Below are 26,308 nucleotides of genomic sequence, written 5' to 3'. Positions count from 1 at the left end.
GATCACTCCTTTGCCGTTCCGGTAACCAGCAGATGCTTGGCCATCAAACCGTGCATATGCCCCAGGCCACGCACGATATGCAGCGTCGTGAACAACAACAGCACGCCCAGGATGCACAGGACGAACGAACCCGGCCAGCCATCCAGCCACAGCACGCCGTTGCAGACCCAGGCCGGCCCATCATCACAGGTATCGTGAATGCCGGATGCTACTGCGACCAGTTTGATCAGCGGCGCCAACGTAAAGGCCAATGAAACGGCGATCAGCGTCACCGTAAAGGTGAAGTAGACGATGCCCAACGGCAGCATCATCAGCATGTAGAACAACGTGCTCCAGCTGCGCGGATCGCTGAACATGGTGCCAATACGCTTCCAAAGCGACATGCCGCGCGTGGAAAACGACGGGCGCCGCGGCATACGTACGCCAAGCATCGACTCCACCATGCGCCCCTCGACCAGTGAGAGCACGCGCACCGAGCCGAAGAACAACACGATAAATGGAATGCCGATAATCAGCACAGCCAACCCAAACGACAACGAAATACCGGTTGTCGCCCAGGCGAAATAGAAAACACCGGTAGCGAGCGACAACAGCATGTAAAACAGCGCCGAATAAGTGCGCGGATCCGCTGCCACGCCGAAGAACCGACCAACCGTGGAGCGGCGTTTCGGCGGCAATGGCGGCCGCATGGCGCGCTGAATCTTTACTTCCTGGTCGCGGTAGATCTCCGCCACTTCCTCCGGCGCACCGTAACTGCCCACCACCCTGGCCAGCATATCCGCCTCGCTGCGCCCCGGCTGCTCAGCCAGTTCGGCGCGCAGATGCTCTTCGGCGTCATACAGTGCATCCTGGATCAAAGCAGGATCTGCGCCGCGCAATGCTGCGCGCAATTGATCCAGGTACTCCGCAATCGTACGCGGCGTTCCCGTTGAGTCTGTCGTCATCGCCATTCTCCCTGCAGAACCTTGTCGACCGAATCACGCGTGGCCTCCCACGCCGCAACCCATTCGCGCAACACTTCGCGCCCCAGTTTCGTAATGCGGTAATAACGTCGCGGCGGCCCGCTCACCGACGGCTCCACCTCGCTATCCAGCAAGCCGTTGCCCTCCAGGTTGCGCAGCACCGGATACAGCGCGCTCTGCTTGCCTGCCAGCACCCCGGCCTCCCCCAATTCTTCCAGCCGCTTGGCAATCTGGTAGCCATAAAGTGCCTGCCGCGACTGCCCCAGCACGGCCAGCAGCACCAGCGAAACCGTGCCGCTGGACAGCTCTTTCTGAAATTTCTTGAGTTGGCCCGCGCTATCGTCCATAGCTGACCCGCTCTTCCACTTATGTTGGAGTGAACTGTAGTGTGAAGTTCACACTAGCTCATGGGCCTGAAGTCATGGGTGGGTACAAGAAAGCGCGTGGGCACGACATCAAAGTCTGTGCGCGTGTACAAACTATGGTGTCGGAGGGGCACATATTTTGGTATCTGCCGACGTCGCGAGCGCTGAGACCCCGCGAATGCAAACGACCTATATGCCCTTAGTCATGGTTTCCTCTGGCGGCCAGCTACCTGACACTCGGAAAACAACTTCCAGGGGATACATCCATGCGCCTCACCCAGCTGGCTTCTGCCTTCGCCGGTGCGTTGGCTTCGTTCGGACTGTCGCTGCTGGTGGCCAACCCGGCCGCCGCGCAACAGAAACCGGACCCTCAGGCAGAACTGATCGCCAAGCGTAATACCATCGAAAAGGAGCTGGAATGGGTGGCGGTGATCGACCGCAAGGTGATGGTGAAGATGCGCGACGGCAAGCTGATGGCGGCCGACGTCTATCGCCCCAAAGGTGCGGGCAAGGTGCCGGTGATTTTTTCGCGGACGCCCTACAACTTTAATTTCTGGGATGTGAAGCTTGGTGCGCCGCGTGATATGAGTCGCGAACTCGAGGCGGTCAAACGTGGGTACGCCTATGTCGAGATGCAGGAGCGCGGACACTTCTTCTCGCAAGGCAATTACGACATTCTCGGTATGCCGTTGAGCGACGGCAGTGACGAACTCAAGTGGATGTCCTCGCAGCCTTGGTCCAACGGCAAGGTCGGCACCACCGGATGTTCGTCGACGGCGGAATGGCAGCTGGCGGTGGTGGCGCAGAATAATCCTTCGCTGGCCACTTTCAACGTGCAGGGTTTCGGTGCCGGTGTCGGCCATGTCGGTCCGTATTATGAGCAAGGCAACTGGTACCGCGGCGGCGCGGTGCAGATGCTGTTTATTTCCTGGATCTACGATTACGGTATTCAGAACCAGGTACGGCCCATGTTCCCGTCCGATACCTCGCAGGCAGAGCTGATCAATGCCTCGCACTACTTCGACTTGAATCCGCAGATGCCGCCGGTCGATTGGGACAAGGCGTTCTGGTACCTGCCTGAGAAGGACATGATCAAGGCTGTAGGTGGTCCCCCAGGTATCTTCGAGACGCACATGCCGGTTGCTACCGGCGGCAACATGATTGCTCGCGCACCCAACGATCCTGCCTGGTACAAGGGCGGTCTCTGGCACGAGAACATGAAGATCAGCAAGCCCGGGCTGTGGTTCATGAGCTGGTTTGACGTATCGGTATCACCCAACCTAGCCGCTTATAACGAAGTCCGCCATACAGCGCCAAAAGCCATCGCGGATCAGCAATACGCAGTGATTGCACCGGTACTGCATTGCGCGTACACGCGCGCCACCGAGAACACCATGATCGGCGACCTCGATGTGGGCGATGCACGCTTCGACTACAACGATCTCGTCTACGGCTGGTTCGATCATTTTCTCAAGGGCGAAGACAGCCCCGTGCTCGATAAGCAGCCCAAAGTCATGTACTACGTGATGGGTGCGAATCGCTGGGAGAAAACCGACACCTGGCCGCCGGCGGGCGCCATCACGCAAGATCTCTACTTCACCAGCGGCGGGCAGGCCAACACGCTTTACGGTAACGGCAAGCTTGTTGCCACCGCGCCTGACACGGATCATCCCGACCAGTTCGTCTATGATCCCGCCAACCCCGTCCCCACCTTCGGCGGCGGCGGTTGCTGCCAGGGCACCGCGGTAAAATTCGGCTCCTACGACCAACGCCCGCAGGAAACGCGCAACGACATCCTGGTCTACGATTCCGAACCCTTCAAGCAGGACACCGAGGTGAGCGGACCGATCACCGTGACCTTATATGTTTCCTCCAGCGCAAAGGACACCGATTTCACCTTTAAGGTGAGCGACGTGTATCCCGACGGCCGCGCCTTCAACATCACCGAGAACATCCAGCGCATGCGCTACCGCAATGGCTATGACAAGCCACTGGCGTGGATGTCGCCGGGGCAGGTCTACAAGGTCACTTTCCAGCCGATTGATACCAGCTACTACTTCCGTCCCGGCCACAAGCTGCGGGTCGATGTCTCCAGCAGCAACTTCCCGCGCTTCGACCGCAACCTCAACACCGGTGGCAACAACTACGACGAAGACAGAGGTGTGATCGCCCACAACGCCATCTATCACGACAGCCAGCATCCGTCCAAGATCACCATTACGGTGGTGCCGAACAGCGAGCCCGTGGCTGACGGAGAAACGCGCAAATCCGATTGAGGCCAATCGATACGATTCCGGGTGGAGGATCTTCGGGCGTACGGTGCTTCAGCTTCAACACCAGACCGAGCGCCCACTATGATTAGCTCAGGGTGGCAAAAGCGGCTGGCGTGAAGTCGGCAATCTCGTCGACACGACCGTTGCGCACCTTCTCAAGCCAGGCAGGGTCCTGGAGCAACGCGCGTCCGACTGCTACCAGATCGAACTCGCCGCGCTCCAGCCGCGCGAGCAGTCCATCCAGCGGCGTGGATTGGGCGCTCTTGCCCCCGAGGGATTCATAGACGTCGCCGGACAGGCCGACGGCGCCGACGGTAATCGCAGTCACACCTGTGAGCTTCTTCGCCCAACCGGCAAAGTTCAGCTCCCCATCGATCTCAGGGAAGGCAGGCAACCAGAATTTTTGCTGCGAGAGATGGAAAGCGTCCACACCCGCTTCGACGAGTAAGCCAAGCCACTTTTCCAGCGCTTTCGGCGTCTCTGCGAGCCGCGCACTGAAGTCTTTTGGTTTCCACTGCGACAGGCGGAGAATCACCGGGAAACCGGAACTAACCACCGACCGAACTGCCTTCAGAATCTCGACCACGAAGCGTGAGCGCTCGACGAGCGTCGCGCCACCGTAGCGATCATTGCGCAAGTTGAGATGGTCATAGAAGAACTGATTGAGGAGATAGCCGTGCGCACCCATCAGCTCTATTCCGTCGAACCCGAGCCGCTCGGCATCCGACGCTGCACGCGCGAAGGCATCGATAGTGTCGGCCACATCCGCTTCGCTCATTGACCGACCCACAGGATCGCCTGTCACTGAGAGCCCCGAGGGACTTTCATAGGGCGCCGGTGGTGTCCAGTCCGGTACCGAGGCCGATCGCTTATGCCCCACATGAACCAACTGAGGCACGATGCGTCCACCCACCGCATGAACTTCGTCAACCACTCTCTTCCATCCAGCGAGCGCCACCTCACCATGGAAGTGAGGCATGTCAGGTTCGTTGAGTGCGGCCGCGCGGCCGATCCCGGTTCCCTCCGTGATGATGAGACCGACGCCATGTTCCGCGCGGCGACGATAGTAGCTGGCAACCTCGACGGTCGGCACGCCACCCGGAGACATGGAGCGAGTCATCGGCGCCATGACGACGCGGTTCGGTAGGTTGAGAGCGTTCAACCGGTAGGGTTTGAACAGAGCGTTGAGATGGGACATAGGATATCTCCGCGTTGCGAGAGGTCGTTGATTAGGGCGCGTCGATTCAGGTGGGCCACCGCCGGTCTCAGACCTGCGCGTGGCCTCCGTCAACCACCATGCCGGTCACAAACGGCCTTCTCTCTTCGGTTGAGTGAAGAAACTCAGACTTGGCCGACACCACCATCAGCCATCAGATCTGCCCCCGTCACATACGAACTCTGGTCCGACGCCAGGAAGAGTGCCGCGTTGGCAATTTCCTCGGCCCGAGCGAGTCGTCCCATGGGAACCATGCTTTGATACATCGTCACCAGATCCTCACGAGACGCCGACTGAGCATCGAGAATCGGCGTGTCGGTGACGCCAGGGCTAAGCATGTTGACGCGAATGCCGCGATCCTTGAATTCTGCAGCCCATGTGCGGGCATAAGAACGCAACGCTGCCTTCGTCGCGGCGTAGGCGGTATGACCAGGAATGCCCATGAGGTGCATGGCCGACGAGATCAGGATGATCGAGCCAGCACCCGTCATCATCGGTAACAACTTCTGCACCAGGAAGACGGGACCGCGAGCCATCAGGTTGAATGCCTTGTCGAAATGCTCGGGTGTGATGGTGTCGATGGAAGCCTGTTCCGTATATCCCGCGTTCGACACGATGATGTCCACGACACCCTTTTCTGCCTTCACCGTTGCAGCGACGTGGTCGAGGTCATTGAGATCCGCCGCATCAGCCTGAATAGCGGTAACGTTGTGTGCAATCAGTTGGGCAGCTTCATCGAGCTGCGCTTTCCGACGGCCAAAGATAAAGACGTGCGCGCCCTCGGCAGCGAATCGCCGGGCAGTCGCCAGGCCGATGCCGGTCGTCCCGCCGCTGATAACAGCTACTTTTCCTGCAAGTTCTTGTGACATGATTGTTCTCGCCGCATTAATGTCTAGTACTAGACGTTTGGTTTGTGCCGGCACATTTCAGACCAAAGGTATAGTATTGACAAGTACCTACCTTTTAGTAAGTGATACCTACTTTTTGGTAAGTGAGAGAGACAAAACGCCATGAAAAAGAAAATTTATAGTTGTGGTTTAGAGGCTTCCCTCGCCATCATCGGCGGCAAGTGGAAGTGCCTTATCCTGTGGGGGATTGGCCAAGATGCCCGGCGTTTTGGTGAATTGAAGAGAGTCGTCGTCGGTATCAGCGAAAAAATGCTGATACAGGAACTTAAGGAAATGGAACTGGACGGTATCGTGAAGCGGAAGGATTTCCATGAGGTCCCGCCGCGCGTCGAATATTCCTTAACGCCCTTCGGTACGGAGCTTCGGGAAGTACTGCAGCCTCTGTGCGAATGGGGAGCAAAACACATGAAGCGGATTGGCAACTTGCCCACACAGAAGGATGTCGCCTAGACAATCCTGCATGCCCGCAGCGACTGGCCCAAATGTAAAGTTAACGACCGCATAAACACTGCACTTGTCACTGCTCAACGTCCTGTACGGGCCTGCTTTTGTCGATCGAATAAGACGCCGCAGTGGCTTTCGCTTTTTTCAGACGAAGGTCTGCTCACTAGGGCCACTTAAAATCGTCCCTAAAACCCCATCACAAGGCGCACCCAGTAAGCACAACTCACTAAGCATCTGTTTTAATTGGACGCGCACATACGCTGCTATTCATTAGTCAACAAAGTACGTATATATGACACCTGTATTGCGCATACTTTGCCCAGCGAACCTTTGAATTCAACGAGCGATGAACGGAAACAATGGATACTGCCTCAATTGCCACGCCAACCACGATCATCACGCCCGCAAAGAATCACTATGTCGTCCTGGATGGCTTACGCGGCATCGCTTCGCTTATGGTGTTGGCTTTCCACCTTTTCGAGCCGTTCTCGCACGATGATGCTACGAAGCAAATCATCAATCACGGGTATCTCGCCGTCGACTTTTTCTTCATGCTCTCGGGGTTCGTCATCGCTTATGCATACGACGAACGTTGGACCCGCATAACGCAGTGGGACTTCTACAAGCGACGACTCATCCGATTGCAGCCGATGGTCATCATGGGAAGTCTCATTGGCGCGGCGCTGTTCTACTTTCAAGCGGGCCCAGCATTTCCCCTGATCGCTGAAACCCCAGTCTGGAAGATGCTGTTGGTCATGGTGGTGGGATGCACGCTGCTTCCCCTTCCTATCTCCATGGACATTCGCGGCTGGCAGGAAATGCATCCGCTGGATGGCCCGGCATGGTCGTTGTTTTTCGAATACATCGCTAACATTCTGTATGCGGTGGGCTTGCGCAAGCTCTCGAAGACCGCTTTGAGCGTTTTCGTCTTCCTCGCTGCACTACTGCTCGTGCAGTTAGCGGTATTTGGCGATCGCGGAGACCTCATCGGCGGATGGTCCCTTGATACAACCCAATTGCACATCGGCTTCGCCCGGCTTCTTTTTCCGTTCTTCGCCGGCATCCTCCTCTGTCGATTGGGAGCACGCATTCAGGTGAAGAACGCGTTCGGCGTCGCGAGCCTGCTATTGATTATTGCGCTTTCACTGCCACGATTTGGTGGCACTGAGCACCACTGGATGAATGGCGTCTATGAATCACTGTGCGTCATCTTTGTGTTTCCCATCATTGTGGCGGTGGGAGCAGGCGAAAAGCGGGTCGACGGTTTCTCAATACGTGTCGCTCGGTTCTTCGGCGACCTCTCCTTTCCGCTCTATATCACCCACTATCCCTTGATCTACATCTATACCGGATGGATCGCACGAAGCAACCCTACTGGCGCCCAAGGTGTTGTCCCCGCGCTTCTCGTTGCAGTAGCCGCCATCGCCATGGCTTATGCCAGCTTAAAACTTTACGACGAGCCAGTACGACGCTGGCTTAGCAAAAAGTTTTTGCAGCGCACAGTTTGAGAACGACGCCCATATACGGCCCATCACTCACCCCTAAGCTTATCAATGAGCTGACTTAGGAAACCCTAATTGGCATGGCTTCTTCAGTGCGATGAGACGTAATCCGATGCTGCATGCGCAGGCGGCATGGCAAAGCTTTCCAGCATGCGTTTTGTTTCTGCTGCAGGCGTCAGCCCGAAAAGTCGCTTGAATTCACGATTGAACTGCGACGGGCTTGCATAACCCACGGCATGACTGGCCGCTTCCGCTGTCATGCCTTGGCGCACCATCAGCAACCTCGCCTGATGCAAGCGCGTGGATTTCACGTACTGCATGGGCGAGGTGCGTGTAATGGCCTTAAAGTGACTGTGAAACGTGGGCACACTCATACCGGCCTCGTTGGCTAGCTGCGAGAGGTCGAGTGGTTGCGCATAGGTGGCATGGATGCGACGCAGCGCCTTTCCGATCTTGCCAAATTGCCCTTGCATAGCTAAAGCCGCGCGCATTGCATTGCCCTGCGCACCGGTGAGCACGCGAAAATACAATTCGCGCACTAGCGAAGGACCGAGGATTGCAGCATCAAGCGGCTTGTTCATCGCCTCCAGAAAACGCAGCACTGAGGTCCGCAGCGCGGTATCCATTAGGCTGGACATCATGCTTTGTGGTGCACCGCTTTGCGCCGGCATGCGTTCGCGATCGATCTGAATCATCAGTTCTGCGGCGACCCGAAAATCCAGGTGCATGTAAATGGCCAGCAACGGGTGTTCCGGCGTCGCGTCGGTTTCCATGGTGAAAGGCACCGGCACGGCGACGGCCAAGTAGTGCTGCTCGTCATACAGATAAACCTGATCGCCGAAGTAACCCCGCTTGCGTCCCTGGCAGACGATCACGATGCCTGGATCGTAGAGAACGGGGGTGCGGGACAAGGCGCGATCCGAACGCAGGATGCGCACATCCGGCAACACGGTCAGGTTGTATCCCTGCTCGGGAGCCAGGGCCCGAAGCAACGCCACCATCTGTTGCTGATCGTCCCCTGGGAGACTCCGGTCGCGGCCAGACGTTTTCATGAGGCTTCATCTAGGTCATAGGAATAGGCAATAAAAATAGAATATATGGTCGTAATGATCCAAGTGTAAAAGAGTACTGTGCAACCTTCTCTTACTTCTCCAGTGGGGTGCTCCCGTGTCATCCACCAAGATTCTGCTCATTACCGGCGTCAGCAGCGGTTTCGGCCGCACACTGGCGCATGAAGCACTCGCGGCCGGTCATTGCGTGGTCGGAACGGTGCGAAGCGAACAGACAAGACGAGATTTCGAAGCACTTGCCCCGGCCAGGTCCGTAGGTCGTGTATTGGATGTCACCGACTTCGAAGCCATTGATGGCGTTGTCGCCGAAATCGAAGCAAATGTCGGGCCGGTGGACGTGCTCGTTAACAATGCCGGATACGGCCACGAAGGCGTGTTGGAAGAATCCCCACTGGCCGAGATGCGCAAACAGTTCGACGTGAACGTGTTCGGCGCCGTCGCGATGATGAAAGCCGTATTGCCTTACATGCGCAAGCGTCGACGGGGGCACATCCTCAATATCACTTCGATGGGCGGGTTTATCACCATGCCTGGCATCGCCTACTACTGCGGTAGCAAGTTCGCACTGGAAGGGATATCTGAGGTGCTTAGCAAGGAGGTTAAACCGTTTGGTATTGCAGTGACGGCGGTGGCACCGGGCTCATTTCGCACCGATTGGGCGGGCCGCTCGATGGTTCGTACGCCCCGCTCCATACCTGATTACGATGCACTGTTCGATCCCATCCGGAAGGCTCGTGAAGAGAACAGCGGCAAGCAACTTGGCGATCCAACAAAGGCTGCACGCGCCATGCTCGCCTTGATGACGAGCGAAACGCCTCCTGCACATCTGCTGCTGGGCAGCGATGCGCTACACCTGGTACGCACCAAGCTGTCAGCGCTCGCGAAAGACATCAACGCTTGGGAAACAGTCACGCGTTCGACGGATGGTTGATGCAGTTGCTTTGCCATTCCAAGGCGCTGACCTGCTATTTTGTCCCGGTTTTCCGTTAGCGGCGAGGAGAAAACACCCGTGTTCGAACCTATCCTGCAAAGCAGCGTGACATGCCCGCTCTGTGGGCATCGATCGACGGAAACGATGCCCACCGATGCATGCTGGTTTCTGTATGACTGTCGAGGATGCGGCGAAGTCATCCGACCAAAGCCTGGGGACTGTTGTGTGTTCTGCTCCTATGGCACCGTGCCATGTCCACCAAAGCAGCAGGAACGGCCCTGCTGCGATTAAGTGGGTGTCATCTTTCCTGTCGGTGAGGCTGGAGCAAAGCGTTCGCTCGATGTATCTTCTTCATTCGATAGAGAATCAAAAGGCGGAACGCCGCCGGCAGTACCACCATGGATAGCAAGGGCGCAGTAAGCATGCCGCCGATCATGGGCGCTGCAATGCGTTGCATCACCTCCGATCCGGCGCCATGACCAAACAGAATTGGAAACAAGCCTGCCAGGATTACCGCCACCGTCATCGCCTTAGGTCGTACGCGCTGCACCGCACCTTCGCGGATCGCCGCGTCGAGCTCGGCGAATCCCGCCTGAGGATTGTGTTCAAGCTGTCGATCCCAAGCTTGGCGAAGATACAGCAACATCACCACGCCGAATTCGGCAGCCACACCGCTGAGTGCGATAAAGCCGATCATTGTCGCTACCGATACCGCGTGACCCAGCCACCAGATCAGCCAAAGGCCGCCTACCAGCGCAAGCGGCACACTGGCCATGATCATGGCCGCTTCGCTGGCGCGACGAAACACCACATAGATCAGCACGAAGATGATCGCCAGAGCCGCAGGCACAACCAGCTTTAAACGCTCCATCGCGCTGGCCAAATACTCGAACTGTCCCGACCAGGCGATGGTCACACCGGGCGGCAACGAAACTTGTTGAGCCACAGTGTGTTCCAGCCGGCTCACCACCGTCCCTAGGTCGCTGCCAGATGTATCCACATAGACGTACGTCGCCAGCTGACCATTCTCGCTTTTCAGCATAGACGGCCCCGCATCCAGAGTGACATCGGCAACCTGAGCCAGAGTGAGCTGTGTTCCGTTGGCGAGAATGAGCAACTCTCGCAACGCTTCGACCGAATCACGCTCAAGGCGCGGGTAGCGGACGACGATGGGATAACGTTCCCGACCTTCGACCGTTTGCCCAATGGGATCACCACCAACCACCGTGGCGATGAGCTGCTGTATCTGGTCCTGCGTCAACCCATAGCGTGCAGCGGCATCCCGCCGGATATGCACATCGATGTAACGGCCACTGGTTGGACGCTCCGCAATCGCAGAACTCACACCCGGCACGGTCTTGGCCACGGTTTCGATGCGATCTGCCACGGTTTGAAGGGTCATCAAATCCGTACCTAGCACCTTGATGCCGATCGGGCTTTTGATGCCTGTGGATAGCATGTCGATGCGGTTGCGAATCGGCGGCACGAAGAGATTGGTCAGGCCGGGGACGCGCACTGCCTTATCCAACTCGGCCTCGATCTTGGCCATGGTCATCCCCGGACGCCATTGATCCTTGGGCTTGAAGGTGATCGTGGTTTCGAACATCTCCAGGGGTGCCGGATCGGTTGCGCTTTCCGCGCGTCCGGCCTTGCCGAAAACATGATCGACTTCCGGAACTGTCTTGATCATGCGGTCGGTGAGCTGCAACAGCTGCGAGGCCTTGTCCGCAGACAGCCCCGTCAGTGCCGTCGGCATGTACAACAAGGTACCTTCATCCATGGGAGGCATGAACTCGCTGCCTAACTGGCTCATGGGTATCGCTGCACTGAGCAGTAGCACACCGGCCAGCGCAAGCGTGGTCTTTGGATAGCGCAGCACCGTATCTAGAATTGGCCGATACAGTGCCATCAGTGCGCGGTTAAGCGGGTTTTCGTTCTCATGGCGAATACGGCCTCGCACGAGATAGCCCATCAATACCGGTACCAAGGTAATGGCTAATCCCGCTGCCGCCGCCATCGCGTAGGTCTTTGTGAACGCGAGCGGTTTGAATAGCTTGCCTTCCTGTCCCTGCAGCGCAAACACCGGCACAAACGACAGCGCAATGATCAGAAGGCTGATGAACAGTGCCGGCCCCACTTCAGCCGCCGATTCCGCTACAAGTTCCCAGCGTGTTGCCCCTTGCGGCTCCTGCCCTTCGTGCACGTCACGCCAATGTTCCAGATGCTTGTGTGTGTTCTCGATCATCACGATGGCCGCATCCACCATCGCACCGATGGCGATCGCAATGCCGCCCAGCGACATCAAGTTGGCCGATACACCTTGCAGGTTCATCACGATGAACGCGGCCAGCACGCCTAACGGGAGCGTGATAACGGCAACGAAAGCCGATCGCAGGTGGCCCAGGAACAATGCGCAAACCAGCGCGACGACTAGAAACTCTTCGAGCAACTTGCCCCACACATTCTCTACCGCTGCATCGATCAGCTGCGACCGGTCGTAAGTCGGCACAATCTCTACACCCGCGGGCAGACTACGCTGAAGTTCGGCCAGCTTTGCCTTCACGGCAGCAATGGCGGCTCGCGCATTCTTCCCCGAGCGCAGCACGATCACACCGCCAGCCACTTCGCCCTGACCATCCAGCTCCGCAATACCACGGCGAAACGTAGGGCCACGCCGTACCGTTGCGACGTCACGTAACAGCACGGGTGTACCGGCACTGTTGGTCACAATAGGAACACTTTCGAAATCGGCGCGCGTTTTCAAATAGCCCTCGCTGCGCACCATCAATTCGGCCTCGCCTTGCTCAATCACCGAGCCGCCATTCGCGCCGTTGGCAGCGCGGACCGCGTCAACCAGTTGGGTGACGGTGATGCCGCGCGCGGCCAGTGCCTGAGGATCAGGCACGATCTGCCAGGCGCGTTCCATGCCGCCGATACTGGCCACTTCGGCAACGTCAGGCACCGTCTTCAACGGGTAGCGGAGAAACCAGTCCTGGATTGCTCGCAACTGACCGAGGTCGTGTTTACCCGTGCGATCAACCAGGGCGTACTCATAGATCCAGCCCAGCCCCGTTGCATCGGGACCCAAGGCGGGATTTACACCATTGGGAAGGCTGCTGCGGACTTGGCTCAGGTATTCCAATACACGTGATCGCGCCCAATAAAGGTCCGTGTTGTCGTCAAACAATACGTAGACATAGGAATCTCCGAAGAACGAATAACCGCGCACCACCTTGGCGCCGGGTACGGAGAGCATGGTCGTCGCGAGGGAATAGGTGACTTGATCCTCCACGACTTGCGGCGACTGGCCTGGCCAAGTTGTACGGATGATCACCTGCGTATCGGAAAGGTCGGGTAACGCATCAATCGGCGTGTGAGTGGTGGCATACACCCCAACGGCAGCCAGTGCTATAGCGGCCAACAACACAAACACACGGTGCGCGATGGCCGCGCGAATCAGCGCGGCAATCATGGTTGATCTCCCATGCGCATAGCTGGCATCGATGTGCTCGCTGCCGAGGCGGGCCGAGATGGATGCGTATCAAGCCGATCGAGCGCACCGGACAAACTTGCTTCCGAATCAATCAGGAATTGACCGGACACCACGACCTTTTCGTTGCCCTGCAGACCGGCAAGAATTTCGGTGTATCCCTCAGAGGAACGACCCGTTCGTACGGAGACAGGGTGAAAATGTCCATTGCCCTCGACAACGATCACGCGTGCCTCAGAACCTGAGGTGATGAGCGCATCGCTCGGCACGACCGGCACAGCCTCGCCGTTTGCCGGTGCAACGCGCACCGAAGCAAACATGCCTGGACTCAGAGCGCCATCTTCATTGCTCAGCACAATGCGCGCGCGCTGCGTCCGTGTCATGGCGTCGATATCGGGCAGCAACGTTTCCACGGTGCCGTGAAATTCATGCCCTGGCAGCGCATCCACCGTCACGGTCACGGGTGTGCCGTGCCACACTGTTCCGGCAATGGCTTGGGGAAGTGCGGCTTCGACCCACACGGTGGACAGCCCATTGACGGTCATCAAGGTCTGACCTGCAGTAACACGCTGCCCTTCTCGCACATCCAAAGTGGTCACCACACCGCTCGCGAGCGCATGCAGCGTTATGCCGCCGTTCGACCCACCGTGAGCACTTCGGATATCGGCGTCGGCCAGCCCCAAGACATCAAGCCGTTGACGCGCAGCCGCACGCAATGCTTTGGCATCGGAAGATTGTGCTTGTTGAAGTGCGCTGTACTCAGCGAGCGCGCTATTCCATTCGGGCGCCAACATGGTCGCTAACGGCTCACCCGCCGTAATGGTGGTGTACGGAGCGCGTACATAGAGCTGGCTTATAACGCCATCGACACGCGCACTTACCGTCGAGGCTTGCCGCAGATCCCAGGTCACCGTGCCGGGAACCTGGCTTACCGACGCCAAAACCCGATGCTCCACAGGAGCCGTTCGTATGCCAAGGTTTTGCACCGTAGCCGGATCAATCCGGATAACATTCGGGTCAGCGCCTTCATCGGCGTACCTGGGCACCATTTTCATGCCCATGGGCGACAGCCCAGGATGATTGAAATGCTGATCCGGCACCATGGTGTCGTACCAATACAGAACTTTTTTGTCCTGCATTTTGGATGTCGCGGCAACCGATGGCATGGAAGACGATGACGTGTGTCGACCACTGAGATAGCCGATAACAAGCAATAGCGCCGCCAGGAAGGCAGCAGCAGAAGTAATCAGCACACGCTTCATGGCATGGCCTCCGACGTAGGTAACAGATAGGCCAGCGATGCCCACAACCGTGCGCGTGCCGTAAGCGCATCGACGTAGGTCAGGCGCAGCTGGATTTCGTCACGACGGGCATCCAGCCAGGGTTGCAATGCACCACCACCGCGGTAGGCAGCCAGTGCCGTTTTCGTGCGATCACGATCAAGGGGGAGCATGGTGTCCTGATATCGCTGGATCTGACCGGCCCAGCCCTGCCAACTCGCGACAGTGCTCGCTACGACGGCGCGTTGTTCGCGACGCGCGTCTTCATGGTTGTCTTGCGCTGCTTCCCATTGCTCTTCTTTCGCACTGATGGCCCGATCCTGTCGATTGCGCGTGAACAGTGGCAATGTCACGCCAAATTCCACCATCACCATGTCCGAGAGAGGGCCCGCGCGTTGACCGTAAAGAAAGCTCACGCTCCAGTCGGGATGTTTGGTCGCACGCGCCCGATCCAATGCGGCCTGCGCAACCTGCTCGCGCGCCTCCCAGACTTGCATGGGGGCTTGCTGGTCGACGGCTTGCTCCAGATGCTCAGGTGTGACCGGCAACTGTCCGAAGTCGGGTGCGTCGCCAACATCCGTAGCGGTGTGTCCCAGCCATCGCTGTAAACCTGCCTGAGCCACAGCTATATCCGCATCGGCGGCTTCCAGGCGATTGTCGAGCCCTGCCGCCTCGGCGCGAGCTGCCAGTGCATCGGTCGCGCTGCCGTCACCACCTTTCAATCGTGCCTGCGCCATTTGCACGGCCAACACATTTTCGGCATGAAGCTCGGAAAGTAGCGCGCGCTTTTGCTGGGCGGCCCACAGGTCAATCCAGGCATCCGCGATATGTTGCTGGATCGACTGAATCGTGTCGGCGCCTTCCGCATCGGCCGCTTTGATCTCGGCATCCGCCACTTCGCGATCGGCAGAACGCGCCGCACGCGAGGGAAGCGCCTGCGTGACGCCGATCATGCGCATCGTCATAGGGTCGGAGCGAACGCTGAAGGCACCCGGCGCAGTGACGGGAAAATTCTGGACGCCAAAATTCAGCGTGGGATCGGGCAAACGACCGGCGCGAACCGCTTCCTCGTGCATCGACGCAACGTGTGCGTGATGCGCCATGAGTGCGGGCGCTTCGTCCATGCCTTCTTGAACGGCTGCCTGCAGGGTCAACGGCGGATCTGCCGCATAGGTAGTGGGGACCGTCGCCCAAACCAGGACGACAGCCCATGCCGACGCCACCGCGCGTCGGGTGAACAGAGAGAACAACATGATGGGTACTCCCAGGAGCTGACAGGTATCGCGCCCAGGCGGGCACGACGACGCTTCAATGAGAAGCGCAGCTCGCTAAATCAGCAGGGAGCAGAACAGGAGGCTTGCCGGTGGTGGTGGCGCTCGAAGACGATCGCGTTGTCTTTGGTTGGCTGTCATCGGCGATGACAGCGCGACAGCAGCGGGCAACAAGGGAGGTAAGGCCACCAGCGCACTGGGCGGCACGGACAGAGGATGAACCGCAGTCGGGGCAGATGCATCGGACGCACAGTGCCTGGCGCATAACGCCCGGTCCGAGGCTACATGTTTCATCTGTGGGCACGTTGAGGCCATGGCCCCGTCAGCCGCCAATATGCCCATGGCCATCGTCGGACCCATCGCGTCGTCCGGCATGGTGCAGACATAAGCGGCAAGTGCCGACTGCAATCCGATCATGAACAGCAGCCCCCCGAGCAGCAGCCAGCGCGTCAAGCGCGCGCGACGGATATCGCGCAAGCGCCAACGGGTTGGACCCAGCTTCGGGATGGACAGGTGCGTCATGGGGCGGATCGTACTACAGCCTGGCGGGGGACTTACTCTTCCTTAAGTTCGCCCAGGAGCGCGAATGGTTACATGCACGTAAGGCCGGGCGACGCCTAGTGTTAGAGGCACGTACAAACAAATGTGGGATCCGGTGTGACGGGACCTTTGCGCTATCAGCCGGCGTGAAGGATCCGAAAGCGATCGGGTTCATTCGGATCGCGATCAACGACCTGAACCAGCGGCCAAGCCCATTGCCACACGCTGATGCCTGCAACACGAGAGAACCGGATCTTCCCCCGGGTCCCTTCGACGACAACGCGCGACCAGTCCACACGGCCAGACCGCAGCACATCAGCGAGGACAGTGATCGTGTCGTAGCCCTCGAAGGCAACGAACGACGGCGCCTCGGCCAGTCGCTCGCGGAGCGCCGCTTCGACTCGTACACCGAGTGGGCTGAAGTGCTCCGGCAGGTAGCGCAAGAACGGGATCGAGGTGCCTTCATGCCCCAACAACCTCGCCCACTCGGCAAACTCCGGCTGCCCTGCCGGAGCGCCAATCAGTATTTCCGCCAGACGCGGGTCGCGGCGGACAGAACTGACGATCGACACCGCCGGCTCTGGATAGCCGACCAGAAGAAGGAGGGCTGTCGCGCGATGGTCGACCAGTGCATCGCACACGGCATCGGGTGCAAGCGTGCGCATGTCGAGTTCGATCACGGTGCCGCCGCGTGGTGCGAGGTAGTCCTGCAAAATGCGGGTCCCCGATGCCCAATAGACACTCGGCTCGATGGCCACCGCAATTCGACGGTGCCCCTCGCTGAGAAGGAAATCTGCATAGACCTGCCAACCGTGGGACTGCGCCGGCGCAAGGCGCGCAACCCAGTCCGTTGGTTGTTCGGTGAGTGCGTCGAGAACCGCTGACGAGCAAAGGAATGGCAAACCAAGGGCATCGGCCCGGGCAGCGGCAGCGCGAGCGACAACGCTGTGATACTCCCCCGCCAACGCCACCACACCCTGGCGAGCCCATTCATCCACCACCGCTATGGCTTTCTGTGGATCAGCCGCGGTGTCTCGGACCATGAGTTCGAGTGGTCTCCCCAAAATTCCGCCGGCGCCGTTCACGTCGCGAACGGCCAGCTCGAGGCCGGCAAGCAAGTGCTGGCCCGCTTCGACCCAGCCGGGCCGGCTCAATGGAACGAGCGCGCCGATCCGGACGGATGCTCCGTCGATCCGTTCCACTCCAGATGACGACTGTGACGTACTCACCGGTTGATGTCCCCTTGTGAAGGATTATGGTTTGCCTGTGATTGCTGTGCATCGATGCCATCACGCAGTCGCTCTTGGCATGAAACTAATTCGACAAATGGCATTGATGTCGATTTGCCAACCTCCCGTTCGTCGTTTAGATGCAAGCCCTTTTGTTGGGCCAGACGTTGAGTCTCGCCCGACAGCCCTTGCGCGCCTCAAGCGCCTTACCCAGGCATGAGACAAGGGAGCGGAAAGTGAAGAAAAAAGTCGATATTTTCAAATGCCTAGCCAGGCATCCCGCGCCAACGTCGCTGATTATCAGCGTAGCTGCTTCGGCGAAACGACCGTGCCTGGCCATCCAAACAGAGCGCCACATTCCCACTATCTGATGCCGAGCATGCCAGGGAAAAACCTTGGCGGTACCCGAGCCATCCAGAGAGGACATCAAAAGGGACATCCAAGCAGCGCTCAAAACACAAAAAAATGCCGCCACAACGATGTGAAAAACAACAACCAAGGGAGTTAGCAGACAAGTCATCACATTCAAAGTGAAAAGGGAGTATCTACCATGAACACACATCAGAAGATGGCAAATGCCATACGCATGGCATTAGCTCTTGGCAGTTGTGTACTGACGACGGTCGCGGTGGCACAAGCCGCAACTCCCGGACAACAATCCCCCGCGGCAACCACCCAGACGACGCCTCCAGCGAACGCATCTTCGCCCTCAGGCACGCAGTCGCCACCCGCCCAAGCGCAAACGACCACCAATCCATCACCCCCACAGAAAACCGTGACATTGCAGGGCATAACGGTTACCGGTTCGCTGATTCGCAGTGTCGATGTGGAAACGGCACAACCTGTGACCGAGTTGTCGCATGAAGCGCTTCAACAACAGGGCTTTATCAGTGTCGGCCAGATTCTGCAGAACGTCTCGTCTGTGGGCTCTTCGGGCACCAGCAGCCAAAGCGCGCTGGGCAATATCGTAGGCCAGTACGTAAGCCTGCGCGGCCTAGGTGCGCCACGCACCCTGGTGCTTGTCGACGGTCAACGTTGGACCACGGATATCTTTGGCGAAACTGACCTGAGCACGATCCCAAGCTCGATCATCGACCACGTCGAGATCCTGCAGGACGGCGCGTCGGCGATTTATGGTTCCGATGCCATTGCCGGCGTGGTCAACATCATCACCAAAAAGGATTTTGACGGCCTGCAAGTCGACACCTACAACAGCATGTATTCCCCGGAAAACGACGGCAAGACCGGTCAATTCAGCCTCACCGGCGGCAAGAAGTTTTCCCGTGGCTCCATCCTGTTCAACATCACAGCACAAAATACCGACGGGCTGACGGCGAACGAACGCGATTACAGCAAATACGGCTTTTTCAGCCTTGGGCCGAATTACCCGCAAAGCCAGCAAGTGCCCTCCCCTTACGGCACGATCACGGGTGCGCTCAATCCGGCGACAGGCTTGCCAGTCAGCGTGCCGCAACTGGCCAATGGCCCGATTACCGTCAACATGGGGCAGAACGGACTTGATATCGCCAACTATCACGTCGACACGTTCAGCTCTCAATATCCGTCGCCTTATTTCAACAACGATTACCAAAACTCATCGTTTCTCGAAACGCTGATCCCGGACGATCGGCTGCGTTCTTACACGTTGAAGGGCGATTACAAGCTGACCGATCACATCACGGCGACATTCACCGGCACGTACAACACGACCAACTCCGATGTGAGCACCAGCGGTTACGAGCTTAGTTCGCTGACACCCGCCAACGGTGCGCACCTGGCGCAAGCGCTCGGTCTCCCTGCGGGGACCTTCCCGGCCGTCTATTTCCCGACGTTGTCCTCGCAGAGCTATTACAACCCGCTGCCGGGCAACAATCTGGAGTTCGAATTGCCGCTGCAATATCCCAATCGCATCAATTACAACAAGATCAAGCAATACGGTTGGCGCGCGGGATTGGAAGGCGATTTCACGCTCGGCGAAAACGAGTTCAACTGGGACGCCGGCTATAGCGATTTTCGCTACGATCAGTCCACGTTTGGCCCAGGCAATCTCAACATGGTTCATGTGGCGCAGGCCGTCGGTCCTTCTTTCATGGGACCCAACGGTGTCGTGGAATGCGGCACGCCGGGCAATGTGATCGCCGGCTGCGTACCGCTCAATCCGTTCTCCGGCGCAGGTGGCATCACGCCCGCTGAAATCAACTATCTGAACATCATCGCGGGCACGCAGTCTTACAGCGAAATGAGAACGGTATCCGCCAACTTGAGCGGTGACGTCTTCACGCTCCCTCAATCGATGGGACAAGGTGACGTAACATTTGCCGTGGGTGCCGATCACCGCGACATCTCCGGGGGCGCCACACCGGATGAATACACACAGCTTGGACTCAACACCAATCTGCAGCAAAACGTCGGCGCTGGCTCCTATGGCCTCAACGAAGCTTATGCCGAGGTGAACCTTCCGGTTCTGAAGGATATGCCAGGTGCGCAATTGCTGGATTTCGATCTGGCCCATCGTTTTTCGCACTACACCAACTTCGGCAACACCAATAACAACCAGTTCAAAGTGTCGTGGCAGCCGATCAACGACTTGTTGGTTCGTGCCAGCTATGGCACAGGTTTTCGTGCGCCAGCCATCGCCAATCTGTATGGCGGTACGTTGCAGAGTTTCACGACCTACACCGACCCTTGCGACGTCAACTTCGGCTTGACCGGCATCCCAACCGTCAAACAGCGCTGCCTGGATGGGTTCGCCGGATTGCCTGCGGTCGGCCCTGGCTTCACGCAGCTGAACGTCAATGCTCAGCCGATTTCCCAACCTAACTCAACGAGTACGACGCCGTTTTTCACAGGCGCCAATCCCAACCTGAAGCCGGAAACCTCCAAGAGCTATACCGCCGGTTTCGTGTATAGCCCGCATTACCTCACCGGCTTCAATGCCACCGTGGACTGGTACCGCATCCACATCGACAACGTCATCACGTTGCCGACCGCCACCAGCATTCTCGACAACTGCTACGAGCTTGGCGTTGCAGAGCAATGCGCGCAATTCCAGCGTTCGACGGCAGGCGGCCCCTTCAACGGGCAAGTGATCAACATGTTGCAAGCGCTGGTCAACCAGGGCTTTGTGGAAGAGCGCGGCGAAGATCTGAACCTCACCTACCTGTTCCCGCAGACACCCGTCGGCCAGTTCAAGTTTGATTCGACGAGCACCTATATCGATTCTGTGAGGGAACAGATCACCCCCGGTGGCCCGATCATCTCCAACACGCTGGGCGCTTACGACACGGTACTCGGACCATTGTGGCGCTTCCGCTCAACGGTCAACTTGAATTGGAGCTACAAACAATTCGGCGCGACTTGGACCATCCGTTACTACTCATCGCTATCGGAGCCATGCATCGCACCCAACCCGTCTTTGAGCGAGGTCTTTCCTTGCAATAATCCGGACAAGGACCTGTCCGTTTCCCCGACAGGTATCAATCGTCAAGGTGGTCTCGCCTTCAATGATTTGCAACTCAATTGGCAGACACCCTGGAAAGGCCGCATCGCGATTGGCGCCACTGACGTCTTCAATCGCAAAGCGCCGCTTTCATACACCGGCGTTTACAGCGTGGCAGGCCCACTTGGCCCAACCGGCACAGACGGCTACAGCGACTATCCTTACAATCCGCAATACGACATTGGGCGCGTCATTTATCTCAAATACGAGCAGAAGTTCTTCTAGTCTCACTCGCTACTCGATGTCGGCAACGCATTGCCGCAGCGAAACAAACAACAAAGGGCGCGAGTCATTCGCGCCCTTTGTTTGTTCACTGCCTTCAGGAAAATCGAGAGACGCAACACTCATTCACCTGACACTGACCTGACAATATGAGCACCACTAATTTTTACGGCTTTTTTCGACCCTTTTGGTTGACAAGCCGATACCCCCATGGATATCTTGCGCGGGCTTGCAGCCCCACGGGGCACTTGTCAAATAACCCAGCAGCGAGAAATGGACAGTAACCCTCCTAGTCGATGCGCCAACTTCGAATGTCGTTATTCGGTGTTGGCGCGCCATATATCCAACGTAAGCCCCAGCGGCGACCGCGTGCGGTTGGCCGGCGCTTTCCACGACTAGGAAAGTCCGGCTCACCTCCCGCGCCACCCTTGGTGCTTGACGAGGTGAGTCATGAACAACCTGCATCTGCATGCAGTTCGCCGCCGTGCGGCCAACACATTCCATCAACGTAAAACATCACCCCGCGCATCGGGCCACTCTGGCAGCGCCCTGCCCGTCGGCGCTCCATTCAACAACACGGCGTTGTCATTGCGCGCCCAATGGTTCCGCAACGCGCTTTCCGGCAAGCTGGAATGTCGCTGGATTTCCGAGGCGCCGACGGAATCGCATCCACGCATGAGCGTCATACGCGCTCCCTTCCTGGCTCGCATGCACCGACACGTTCATCGTGCTGGCTTGCGTCCTCCTTCGCGTAAATGCGCCAACGGATAGCGATATGCGGCCTCCCCCATCTACACGTAACGTCCCGTACCCCAATCGGCATAACTCGCCGACCGCCTGGACGCGCACGCGATGCGCCTTGCGCAAGTCATCATGACTTGATGCCGGCTCGCGTCCGTGTCGCCCGTGCGGCGAACCCCAAGGACCGAGCCATGCAACTTTTATCTTTCCTGCAACACCTTCGCCATCCGGCCCAAGTGCCAGATCGGCTGCTCGGCGCACATCTCGCGTGCAGGACAACAGCCGATTGTTTTCTTGTCGAAACCGATTAGACGAATCGTCTGATCGCAACGACCAACCTCAGCACCAGCCACAGCCGGATTCATCGAGGCCGTCCGCCAGCAGACATGCAGATTCGCGGCAACGTTGATGCTGGCGATCCTCAAACCCATGGAGTGAATCGTCACCCGATCTTAGTCACCGTACTCATCTGATCAGCAACAGCTGATCGCGCAATCCCGAAGCAGGATTTCATCGGGATATTGCACGCCAACTCATGTTTACCGCGGTCGTGTATCGCTCCGATCAGCAAGCGCCTTTGCGCCTGCTGCGGGGAGCACTACGCCCAACATCTCAAAAAACAAGCAATACACAGGTGGAAAATGAAACAAAGGGCATTGGCGCTAGTCGTCAAAAGAATCATCTGGGCGGAACTGGCATTGTCGGCCGCATTTGCCATGTCGGCGTTTGCGCAAAACCAACCAGTCACCTCCGAAAACTCTCCTGCTGCAGCGAGCACCAGTGGTGTGTCGGGGCCCGCTTCCGGCACTGACGTGACCCCCTCATCCGACAACAAAGTCGTCCAGTTGAAGGGCGTCGAAGTGACGGGCTCCTTGATTAGAAGCTCGGACAAGACCGGCTACACCCAGGTTCAAACCGTGACCGCGCAGGATATCAAGGACAGCGGTTCGGCCACGGTAGCGGACTACCTGCGCCAGTCGAGCGCGAACTCGGGAAGCAGCTATAACGAGAGTACGGTCCTCAACCAGTCAGCAGGCGCCGCGGGCATTGCGCTGCGCGGCTTGAGCGTGAAATACAGCCTTGTGCTGGTGGACGGCCAGCGTGTCGCTCCCTATGGCTTTGCGTCGGGCGGCACCGATACGTTGGTCGATCTCAATACGCTGCCGCTGAACATGATCGACCACATCGAGATCGTAAAGACCGGCGCGGTATCGCAGTACGGTTCGGATGCCATCGCGGGCGTAGTCAACATCATCACCAAGAAAGATTATCAGGGCCTTCAAGTTGATGGAAATGTAGGTGGATCGCAGCAAGGCGGACAAGGCACCTCGAACGTCAGTGTGCTGGGCGGTTTCGGGGATCTGAATTCGGATCGCTACAACGTGACGACGGCACTCAGCTTTCTTCGCCAAAGCGGTGCTTCGCTCGCTGAACGCGATATCACCAGCACTGAAAACTATTCCGGACTGAATGGCGGCTTCTTCTCTCAGCCCAGTTCATTCTGGATGACGCCGAATGGTCCGCAGGCGCTGACTCCCTGCGGGCCCGGGGCACAGGTCACGTCGGCGATAGATAATCTACAGACGAAGAGTCCCGGCACGGTCTGTTCCCAGAACGGTGCCAGCGCACAATCGATCGCGGCGCAGGTCAAACGCAGCAATTTAAAAGTGCACGCCGAATTCAAACTCAGCGATTACGATCAAGCGTTCGTGGATGTATGGGGCAGCCACAATACCACCTCGCTTATGTCCGGGTTGGCCGGCTTTGGCGCCGGCGCGCTGGTACCGTCGCTTTACTACGTTCCAGGCGCTGGTTACGCGCCCTTTGCGCCTAGCGTCGACGGAAATGCGTTGACGTATTACTTCCCGAAAGGACAGGCCGTCAACACAGACTCCAACTTCTATCGTCTTTCTGCCGGCGTGAAAGGTTCGTTCGGCACAGACAAGCTCGGCGATTGGGACTGGGAGGCATCCGTCGGACATTCGCAAAGCGACGTATCTAACAGCTATACCAATCAGATGAACGCATCGGTGATACAAAATTATCTCGATGGCGTCACGATGAACACGTTTAGCCCAACGACGTTTAATAGTCTTCCCAATCTGTTTGGCACATCCACCACCCACGCCACATCGAAGCTCGATACGTTCGATGCAACGATCTCGACATCGAACCTGTTCGCATTACCCGCCGGGGACGTCGGCCTGGGATTCGGCACCCAATTCCAGCATCAGAGCGAATATATCGGTGCAGGCTCGACTGAATTTGTGAGCCCGTACACCCAGGCGGTGAATGGCCAGCGCAATGTGGCCGCCGCGTATTACCAGGTGGACATCCCACTCCTGAGCACGTTGTCGTTCAGCCAGTCGGGCCGTTATGACCATTACGGCGACTTCGGTGACGTATTTTCACCACGCTATGCACTACGCTTTCAGCCAGTGGAATCTCTGACTGCGTACGCCTCGTATAACGTGGGTTTCCGCGCACCCACACTGATCGAGCTTTATGAGACGGGGAGCGTGACCTACCAGGCGGTTGGCACCCAAAACGTCAACGAATATTTTGAAGGTAATCCAAATCTGCAGCCAGAGAAGACCCGGAACTACAACATCGGGTTTCAATGGTCGCCGACCAACAACACAGACATCGGCTTCGACTGGTACAAGATCGACGTCAGCGATGTGATCAGCCAGCTCAATATCGTGACCGAGGTCAATGCCGATCCAGGGCAACCCTTCTACGTACTGCCCTACGCGAACATTTCATACCTGAGAACGCAGGGCTTTGAATCCACATTCAAGCAAGCGTTCCCGACTAGCATCGGCAACTTCACCCTGTCGGGTGATTGGGCCTACGTGTGGAAATTCGAGATACCCGATAGTGTCGTCGCGGATTTCGCGGGCAACAACGGTGCGAACGATACGGTATTCGGCGGCGCCATTCCGCGCTGGAAAGGTAACACCAACCTGAGCTGGGCCAATAGCAACTGGACCAGCACAGTGACCTGGCAATACACCGGTCCGTATAAACAAAGGATCGATCCCGGCTCGGATGCTGCTTCTTACAGCCAGTTCAATGTGTCGGTCGCCTATACCGGCTTCAAGCATTGGAAGCTTTACGCAAGCATCGACAATATCTTCAATCGCGTGCCGCCGTGGGATGCGGTGTGGATGTACACCTATCGCGGCTATTACGATTCGTCGTTGTATGAGTACATCGGCCGTTATGCCCAGGTCGGCGCCACATACACCTTCTGATGGAAAGCATGGCTAGCCGTGTACGCACTTTGCTTTCCCATGGCAGGCAAAGTACGTACATAACAAGCCTGTTCCAAGCAGACAATGGCTTCCAAACGTGTACATGACATCAAAACATGTGCACGTTTGGCGCGGCATCAAACAACGTCATCCCGTGATGGGGTTATACAGAATTTTGTGGCCTGATCAGCCCTACGCCGACTGGCTCTTTGCCCACTCACGTACTGCCAGCGTAAACAATTTGAGTGCAGCCGGCGGGTGTCGGTTGGACGGGTAATAAAGACACAAACCCGGCAAGGAGGGACTCCACTCCGGAAGCAGACGAACCAATCGACCCGATGCGAGGTGCTCTGCTACGTGGTACTCCGGGAGCCAGGCAACGCCGATGTCAGCCAGTGCCGCATCCACCATCAGATTGGTATTGCCAAGCGTCATCGGTCCGTCCACATCGATATCCACACTTGTGCCGCGACGCTCAAGATTCCAGCGATAGAGCGCACCACTGAGGAATCGAAAGCGGATGCATCGATGCTTCTTTAGATCCTGCGGTGTCTTCGGCAGCTCGTGACGTGAGAGATAGGCGGGTGATGCCACAGCAGCAAACCGCATGTCTGGTCCAAACCGAATGGCGATCATGTCGCGTGGCACGTCATCGAAGAGTCGTATGCCTGCATCGAAGCCATCAGCCACGATATCCACCAGTCGCGTATCCACAACTATTTCGACATGTATGTCGGGATACGTGGCCAGGAAATCAGGAAGAACGTGCTGGATAAGCGGCCTGGCCCCTGATTCCGCAGCGCTGATTCGTATCGAGCCGGAGGGACGATCGCGTGCCGAGCCCACTTCATTGACGGCGTCATCAAGATCAGCAATGGCTGGCTGTACACGCCGCAGGAGTTGCTCGCCCACTTCCGTCAGCGCGACCGATCGGGTCGTACGGTTGAACAATCGCGCATCCAGTCTCGCTTCGAGATTCCGTATCGCATGGCTAAGTGCTGACGGCGAAACGCCCAACTGACTTGCAGCGGCGCGAAAGCTTCGCTGCTCGGCAATGGTGATGAAAGCCGTCAGTTCAGATAAGCCTGCACGCAGCATAGATGAAATT

Annotated in this window: 19 protein-coding genes; 8 read left to right on the top strand and 11 right to left on the bottom strand. The window is 57.8% G+C overall.

All coding sequences use genetic code 11. From position 1 onward, the window contains the following. Window positions 1-2 precede the first annotated feature (2 nt). Window positions 3-944, bottom strand: a complete 942-nt coding sequence (locus ISN74_RS05860) for a sensor domain-containing protein (protein ID WP_188798281.1) — start codon at window positions 942-944, stop codon at window positions 3-5. Then, a complete protein-coding gene (locus tag ISN74_RS05855; protein WP_188798279.1) occupies window positions 941-1,309 on the bottom strand; it encodes a PadR family transcriptional regulator in 369 nt (122 codons plus the stop codon). Before ISN74_RS05855 ends, ISN74_RS05860 begins: the two co-directional genes overlap by 4 nt. Window positions 1,310-1,593: 284 nt before the next feature. On the opposite strand from ISN74_RS05855, the gene ISN74_RS05850 reads away from it, so the two are divergent. Further along, window positions 1,594-3,603: a CocE/NonD family hydrolase gene (locus ISN74_RS05850; protein ID WP_188798277.1), complete on the top strand. Its 2,010-nt coding sequence runs from the start codon at window positions 1,594-1,596 to the stop codon at window positions 3,601-3,603. An 82-nt stretch (window positions 3,604-3,685) separates the two neighbouring features. On the opposite strand, the gene ISN74_RS05845 is transcribed toward ISN74_RS05850, so the two are convergent. Both ISN74_RS05845 and ISN74_RS05840 read right to left on the bottom strand, forming a co-directional pair. Further along, the gene (locus ISN74_RS05845; RefSeq protein WP_188798275.1) at window positions 3,686-4,798 is read right to left on the bottom strand and encodes an NADH:flavin oxidoreductase; all 1,113 of its coding nucleotides are present in this window, start codon (window positions 4,796-4,798) and stop codon (window positions 3,686-3,688) included. A 143-nt stretch (window positions 4,799-4,941) separates the two neighbouring features. Continuing rightward, window positions 4,942-5,739, bottom strand: a complete 798-nt coding sequence (locus ISN74_RS05840) for an SDR family NAD(P)-dependent oxidoreductase (protein ID WP_229679030.1) — start codon at window positions 5,737-5,739, stop codon at window positions 4,942-4,944. Window positions 5,740-5,826: 87 nt separating this feature from the next. Here ISN74_RS05840 and ISN74_RS05835 point away from each other — a divergent pair, with 87 nt between their 5' ends. Next, window positions 5,827-6,174 (top strand): winged helix-turn-helix transcriptional regulator, encoded by a 348-nt coding sequence (locus ISN74_RS05835; RefSeq protein ID WP_188798272.1) that lies wholly within the window; start codon window positions 5,827-5,829, stop codon window positions 6,172-6,174. Window positions 6,175-6,527: 353 nt separating this feature from the next. Further along, window positions 6,528-7,676, top strand: coding sequence for an acyltransferase family protein (locus ISN74_RS05830; protein WP_188798271.1), 1,149 nt, complete (start codon window positions 6,528-6,530; stop codon window positions 7,674-7,676). 83 nt (window positions 7,677-7,759) lie between these two features. Here the strand turns inward: ISN74_RS05830 and ISN74_RS05825 are convergent, their stop codons facing one another. Beyond that, a complete protein-coding gene (locus ISN74_RS05825; protein ID WP_203546711.1) occupies window positions 7,760-8,722 on the bottom strand; it encodes an AraC family transcriptional regulator in 963 nt (320 codons plus the stop codon). A 115-nt stretch (window positions 8,723-8,837) separates the two neighbouring features. Here ISN74_RS05825 and ISN74_RS05820 point away from each other — a divergent pair, with 115 nt between their 5' ends. Next, entirely contained in the window at window positions 8,838-9,671 is an 834-nt protein-coding gene (locus tag ISN74_RS05820; protein WP_188798269.1) for an oxidoreductase, read from the top strand. Window positions 9,672-9,749: 78 nt separating this feature from the next. Beyond that, window positions 9,750-9,962: a GDCCVxC domain-containing (seleno)protein gene (locus ISN74_RS21100; protein WP_229679029.1), complete on the top strand. Its 213-nt coding sequence runs from the start codon at window positions 9,750-9,752 to the stop codon at window positions 9,960-9,962. Between the two features lie 7 nt (window positions 9,963-9,969). On the opposite strand, the gene ISN74_RS05815 is transcribed toward ISN74_RS21100, so the two are convergent. The 4 genes from ISN74_RS05815 to ISN74_RS05800 all read right to left on the bottom strand — a co-directional run bounded on the left by ISN74_RS05815 (window position 9,970) and on the right by ISN74_RS05800 (window position 17,454). Further along, window positions 9,970-13,143, bottom strand: coding sequence for an efflux RND transporter permease subunit (locus ISN74_RS05815; RefSeq protein WP_188798267.1), 3,174 nt, complete (start codon window positions 13,141-13,143; stop codon window positions 9,970-9,972). Further along, entirely contained in the window at window positions 13,140-14,423 is a 1,284-nt protein-coding gene (locus ISN74_RS05810; RefSeq protein WP_188798266.1) for an efflux RND transporter periplasmic adaptor subunit, read from the bottom strand. The genes ISN74_RS05815 and ISN74_RS05810 overlap by 4 nt, the downstream gene beginning before the upstream one ends. After that, window positions 14,420-15,694 carry a TolC family protein gene (locus ISN74_RS05805; RefSeq protein ID WP_188798264.1) on the bottom strand — a complete coding sequence of 425 codons (1,275 nt, stop codon included), beginning with the start codon at window positions 15,692-15,694 and terminating at the stop codon, window positions 14,420-14,422. Before ISN74_RS05805 ends, ISN74_RS05810 begins: the two co-directional genes overlap by 4 nt. A gap of 695 nt (window positions 15,695-16,389) precedes the next feature. Next, entirely contained in the window at window positions 16,390-17,454 is a 1,065-nt protein-coding gene (locus ISN74_RS05800) for an ABC transporter substrate-binding protein (RefSeq protein WP_203546710.1), read from the bottom strand. Window positions 17,455-18,031: 577 nt separating this feature from the next. On the opposite strand from ISN74_RS05800, the gene ISN74_RS05795 reads away from it, so the two are divergent. Together ISN74_RS05795 and ISN74_RS05790 are read left to right on the top strand one after the other, a co-directional pair. Next, entirely contained in the window at window positions 18,032-21,205 is a 3,174-nt protein-coding gene (locus ISN74_RS05795; RefSeq protein ID WP_188798259.1) for a TonB-dependent receptor plug domain-containing protein, read from the top strand. 447 nt (window positions 21,206-21,652) lie between these two features. Beyond that, the gene (locus tag ISN74_RS05790) at window positions 21,653-21,973 is read left to right on the top strand and encodes a hypothetical protein (RefSeq protein WP_188798257.1); all 321 of its coding nucleotides are present in this window, start codon (window positions 21,653-21,655) and stop codon (window positions 21,971-21,973) included. Between the two features lie 170 nt (window positions 21,974-22,143). On the opposite strand, the gene ISN74_RS05785 is transcribed toward ISN74_RS05790, so the two are convergent. After that, on the bottom strand, window positions 22,144-22,374 hold the full coding sequence (locus tag ISN74_RS05785; RefSeq protein WP_188798255.1) for a hypothetical protein: 231 nt from the start codon (window positions 22,372-22,374) through the stop codon (window positions 22,144-22,146). Between the two features lie 210 nt (window positions 22,375-22,584). On the opposite strand from ISN74_RS05785, the gene ISN74_RS05780 reads away from it, so the two are divergent. Next, the gene (locus tag ISN74_RS05780; RefSeq protein WP_188798252.1) at window positions 22,585-25,200 is read left to right on the top strand and encodes a TonB-dependent receptor; all 2,616 of its coding nucleotides are present in this window, start codon (window positions 22,585-22,587) and stop codon (window positions 25,198-25,200) included. Window positions 25,201-25,392: 192 nt separating this feature from the next. Here the strand turns inward: ISN74_RS05780 and ISN74_RS05775 are convergent, their stop codons facing one another. Further along, window positions 25,393-26,298, bottom strand: coding sequence for a LysR family transcriptional regulator (locus tag ISN74_RS05775; RefSeq protein WP_188798250.1), 906 nt, complete (start codon window positions 26,296-26,298; stop codon window positions 25,393-25,395). Window positions 26,299-26,308: the final 10 nt, after the last annotated feature.

Source organism: Dyella caseinilytica (genome assembly GCF_016865235.1).
GTDB lineage: Bacteria > Pseudomonadota > Gammaproteobacteria > Xanthomonadales > Rhodanobacteraceae > Dyella_B > Dyella_B caseinilytica.
This window is presented reverse-complemented; position numbering and strand designations above follow the sequence as displayed.

What these genes read in the sequence shown, in the direction of transcription:
- ISN74_RS05835 (WP_188798272.1), top strand. Translation starts at nt 5,827, where the DNA reads ATGAAAAAGAAAATTTATAGTTGTGGTTTAGAGGCTTCCCTCGCCATC.
- ISN74_RS05805 (WP_188798264.1), bottom strand. Translation starts at nt 15,694, where the DNA reads ATGTTGTTCTCTCTGTTCACCCGACGCGCGGTGGCGTCGGCATGGGCT.
- ISN74_RS05790 (WP_188798257.1), top strand. Translation starts at nt 21,653, where the DNA reads ATGAACAACCTGCATCTGCATGCAGTTCGCCGCCGTGCGGCCAACACA.
- ISN74_RS05775 (WP_188798250.1), bottom strand. Translation starts at nt 26,298, where the DNA reads ATGCTGCGTGCAGGCTTATCTGAACTGACGGCTTTCATCACCATTGCC.
- ISN74_RS05830 (WP_188798271.1), top strand. Translation starts at nt 6,528, where the DNA reads ATGGATACTGCCTCAATTGCCACGCCAACCACGATCATCACGCCCGCA.
- ISN74_RS05855 (WP_188798279.1), bottom strand. Translation starts at nt 1,309, where the DNA reads ATGGACGATAGCGCGGGCCAACTCAAGAAATTTCAGAAAGAGCTGTCC.
- ISN74_RS05780 (WP_188798252.1), top strand. Translation starts at nt 22,585, where the DNA reads ATGAAACAAAGGGCATTGGCGCTAGTCGTCAAAAGAATCATCTGGGCG.
- ISN74_RS05860 (WP_188798281.1), bottom strand. Translation starts at nt 944, where the DNA reads ATGACGACAGACTCAACGGGAACGCCGCGTACGATTGCGGAGTACCTG.
- ISN74_RS05785 (WP_188798255.1), bottom strand. Translation starts at nt 22,374, where the DNA reads ATGGGTTTGAGGATCGCCAGCATCAACGTTGCCGCGAATCTGCATGTC.
- ISN74_RS05815 (WP_188798267.1), bottom strand. Translation starts at nt 13,143, where the DNA reads ATGATTGCCGCGCTGATTCGCGCGGCCATCGCGCACCGTGTGTTTGTG.
- ISN74_RS05795 (WP_188798259.1), top strand. Translation starts at nt 18,032, where the DNA reads ATGAACACACATCAGAAGATGGCAAATGCCATACGCATGGCATTAGCT.
- ISN74_RS05810 (WP_188798266.1), bottom strand. Translation starts at nt 14,423, where the DNA reads ATGAAGCGTGTGCTGATTACTTCTGCTGCTGCCTTCCTGGCGGCGCTA.
- ISN74_RS05845 (WP_188798275.1), bottom strand. Translation starts at nt 4,798, where the DNA reads ATGTCCCATCTCAACGCTCTGTTCAAACCCTACCGGTTGAACGCTCTC.
- ISN74_RS05825 (WP_203546711.1), bottom strand. Translation starts at nt 8,722, where the DNA reads ATGAAAACGTCTGGCCGCGACCGGAGTCTCCCAGGGGACGATCAGCAA.
- ISN74_RS05850 (WP_188798277.1), top strand. Translation starts at nt 1,594, where the DNA reads ATGCGCCTCACCCAGCTGGCTTCTGCCTTCGCCGGTGCGTTGGCTTCG.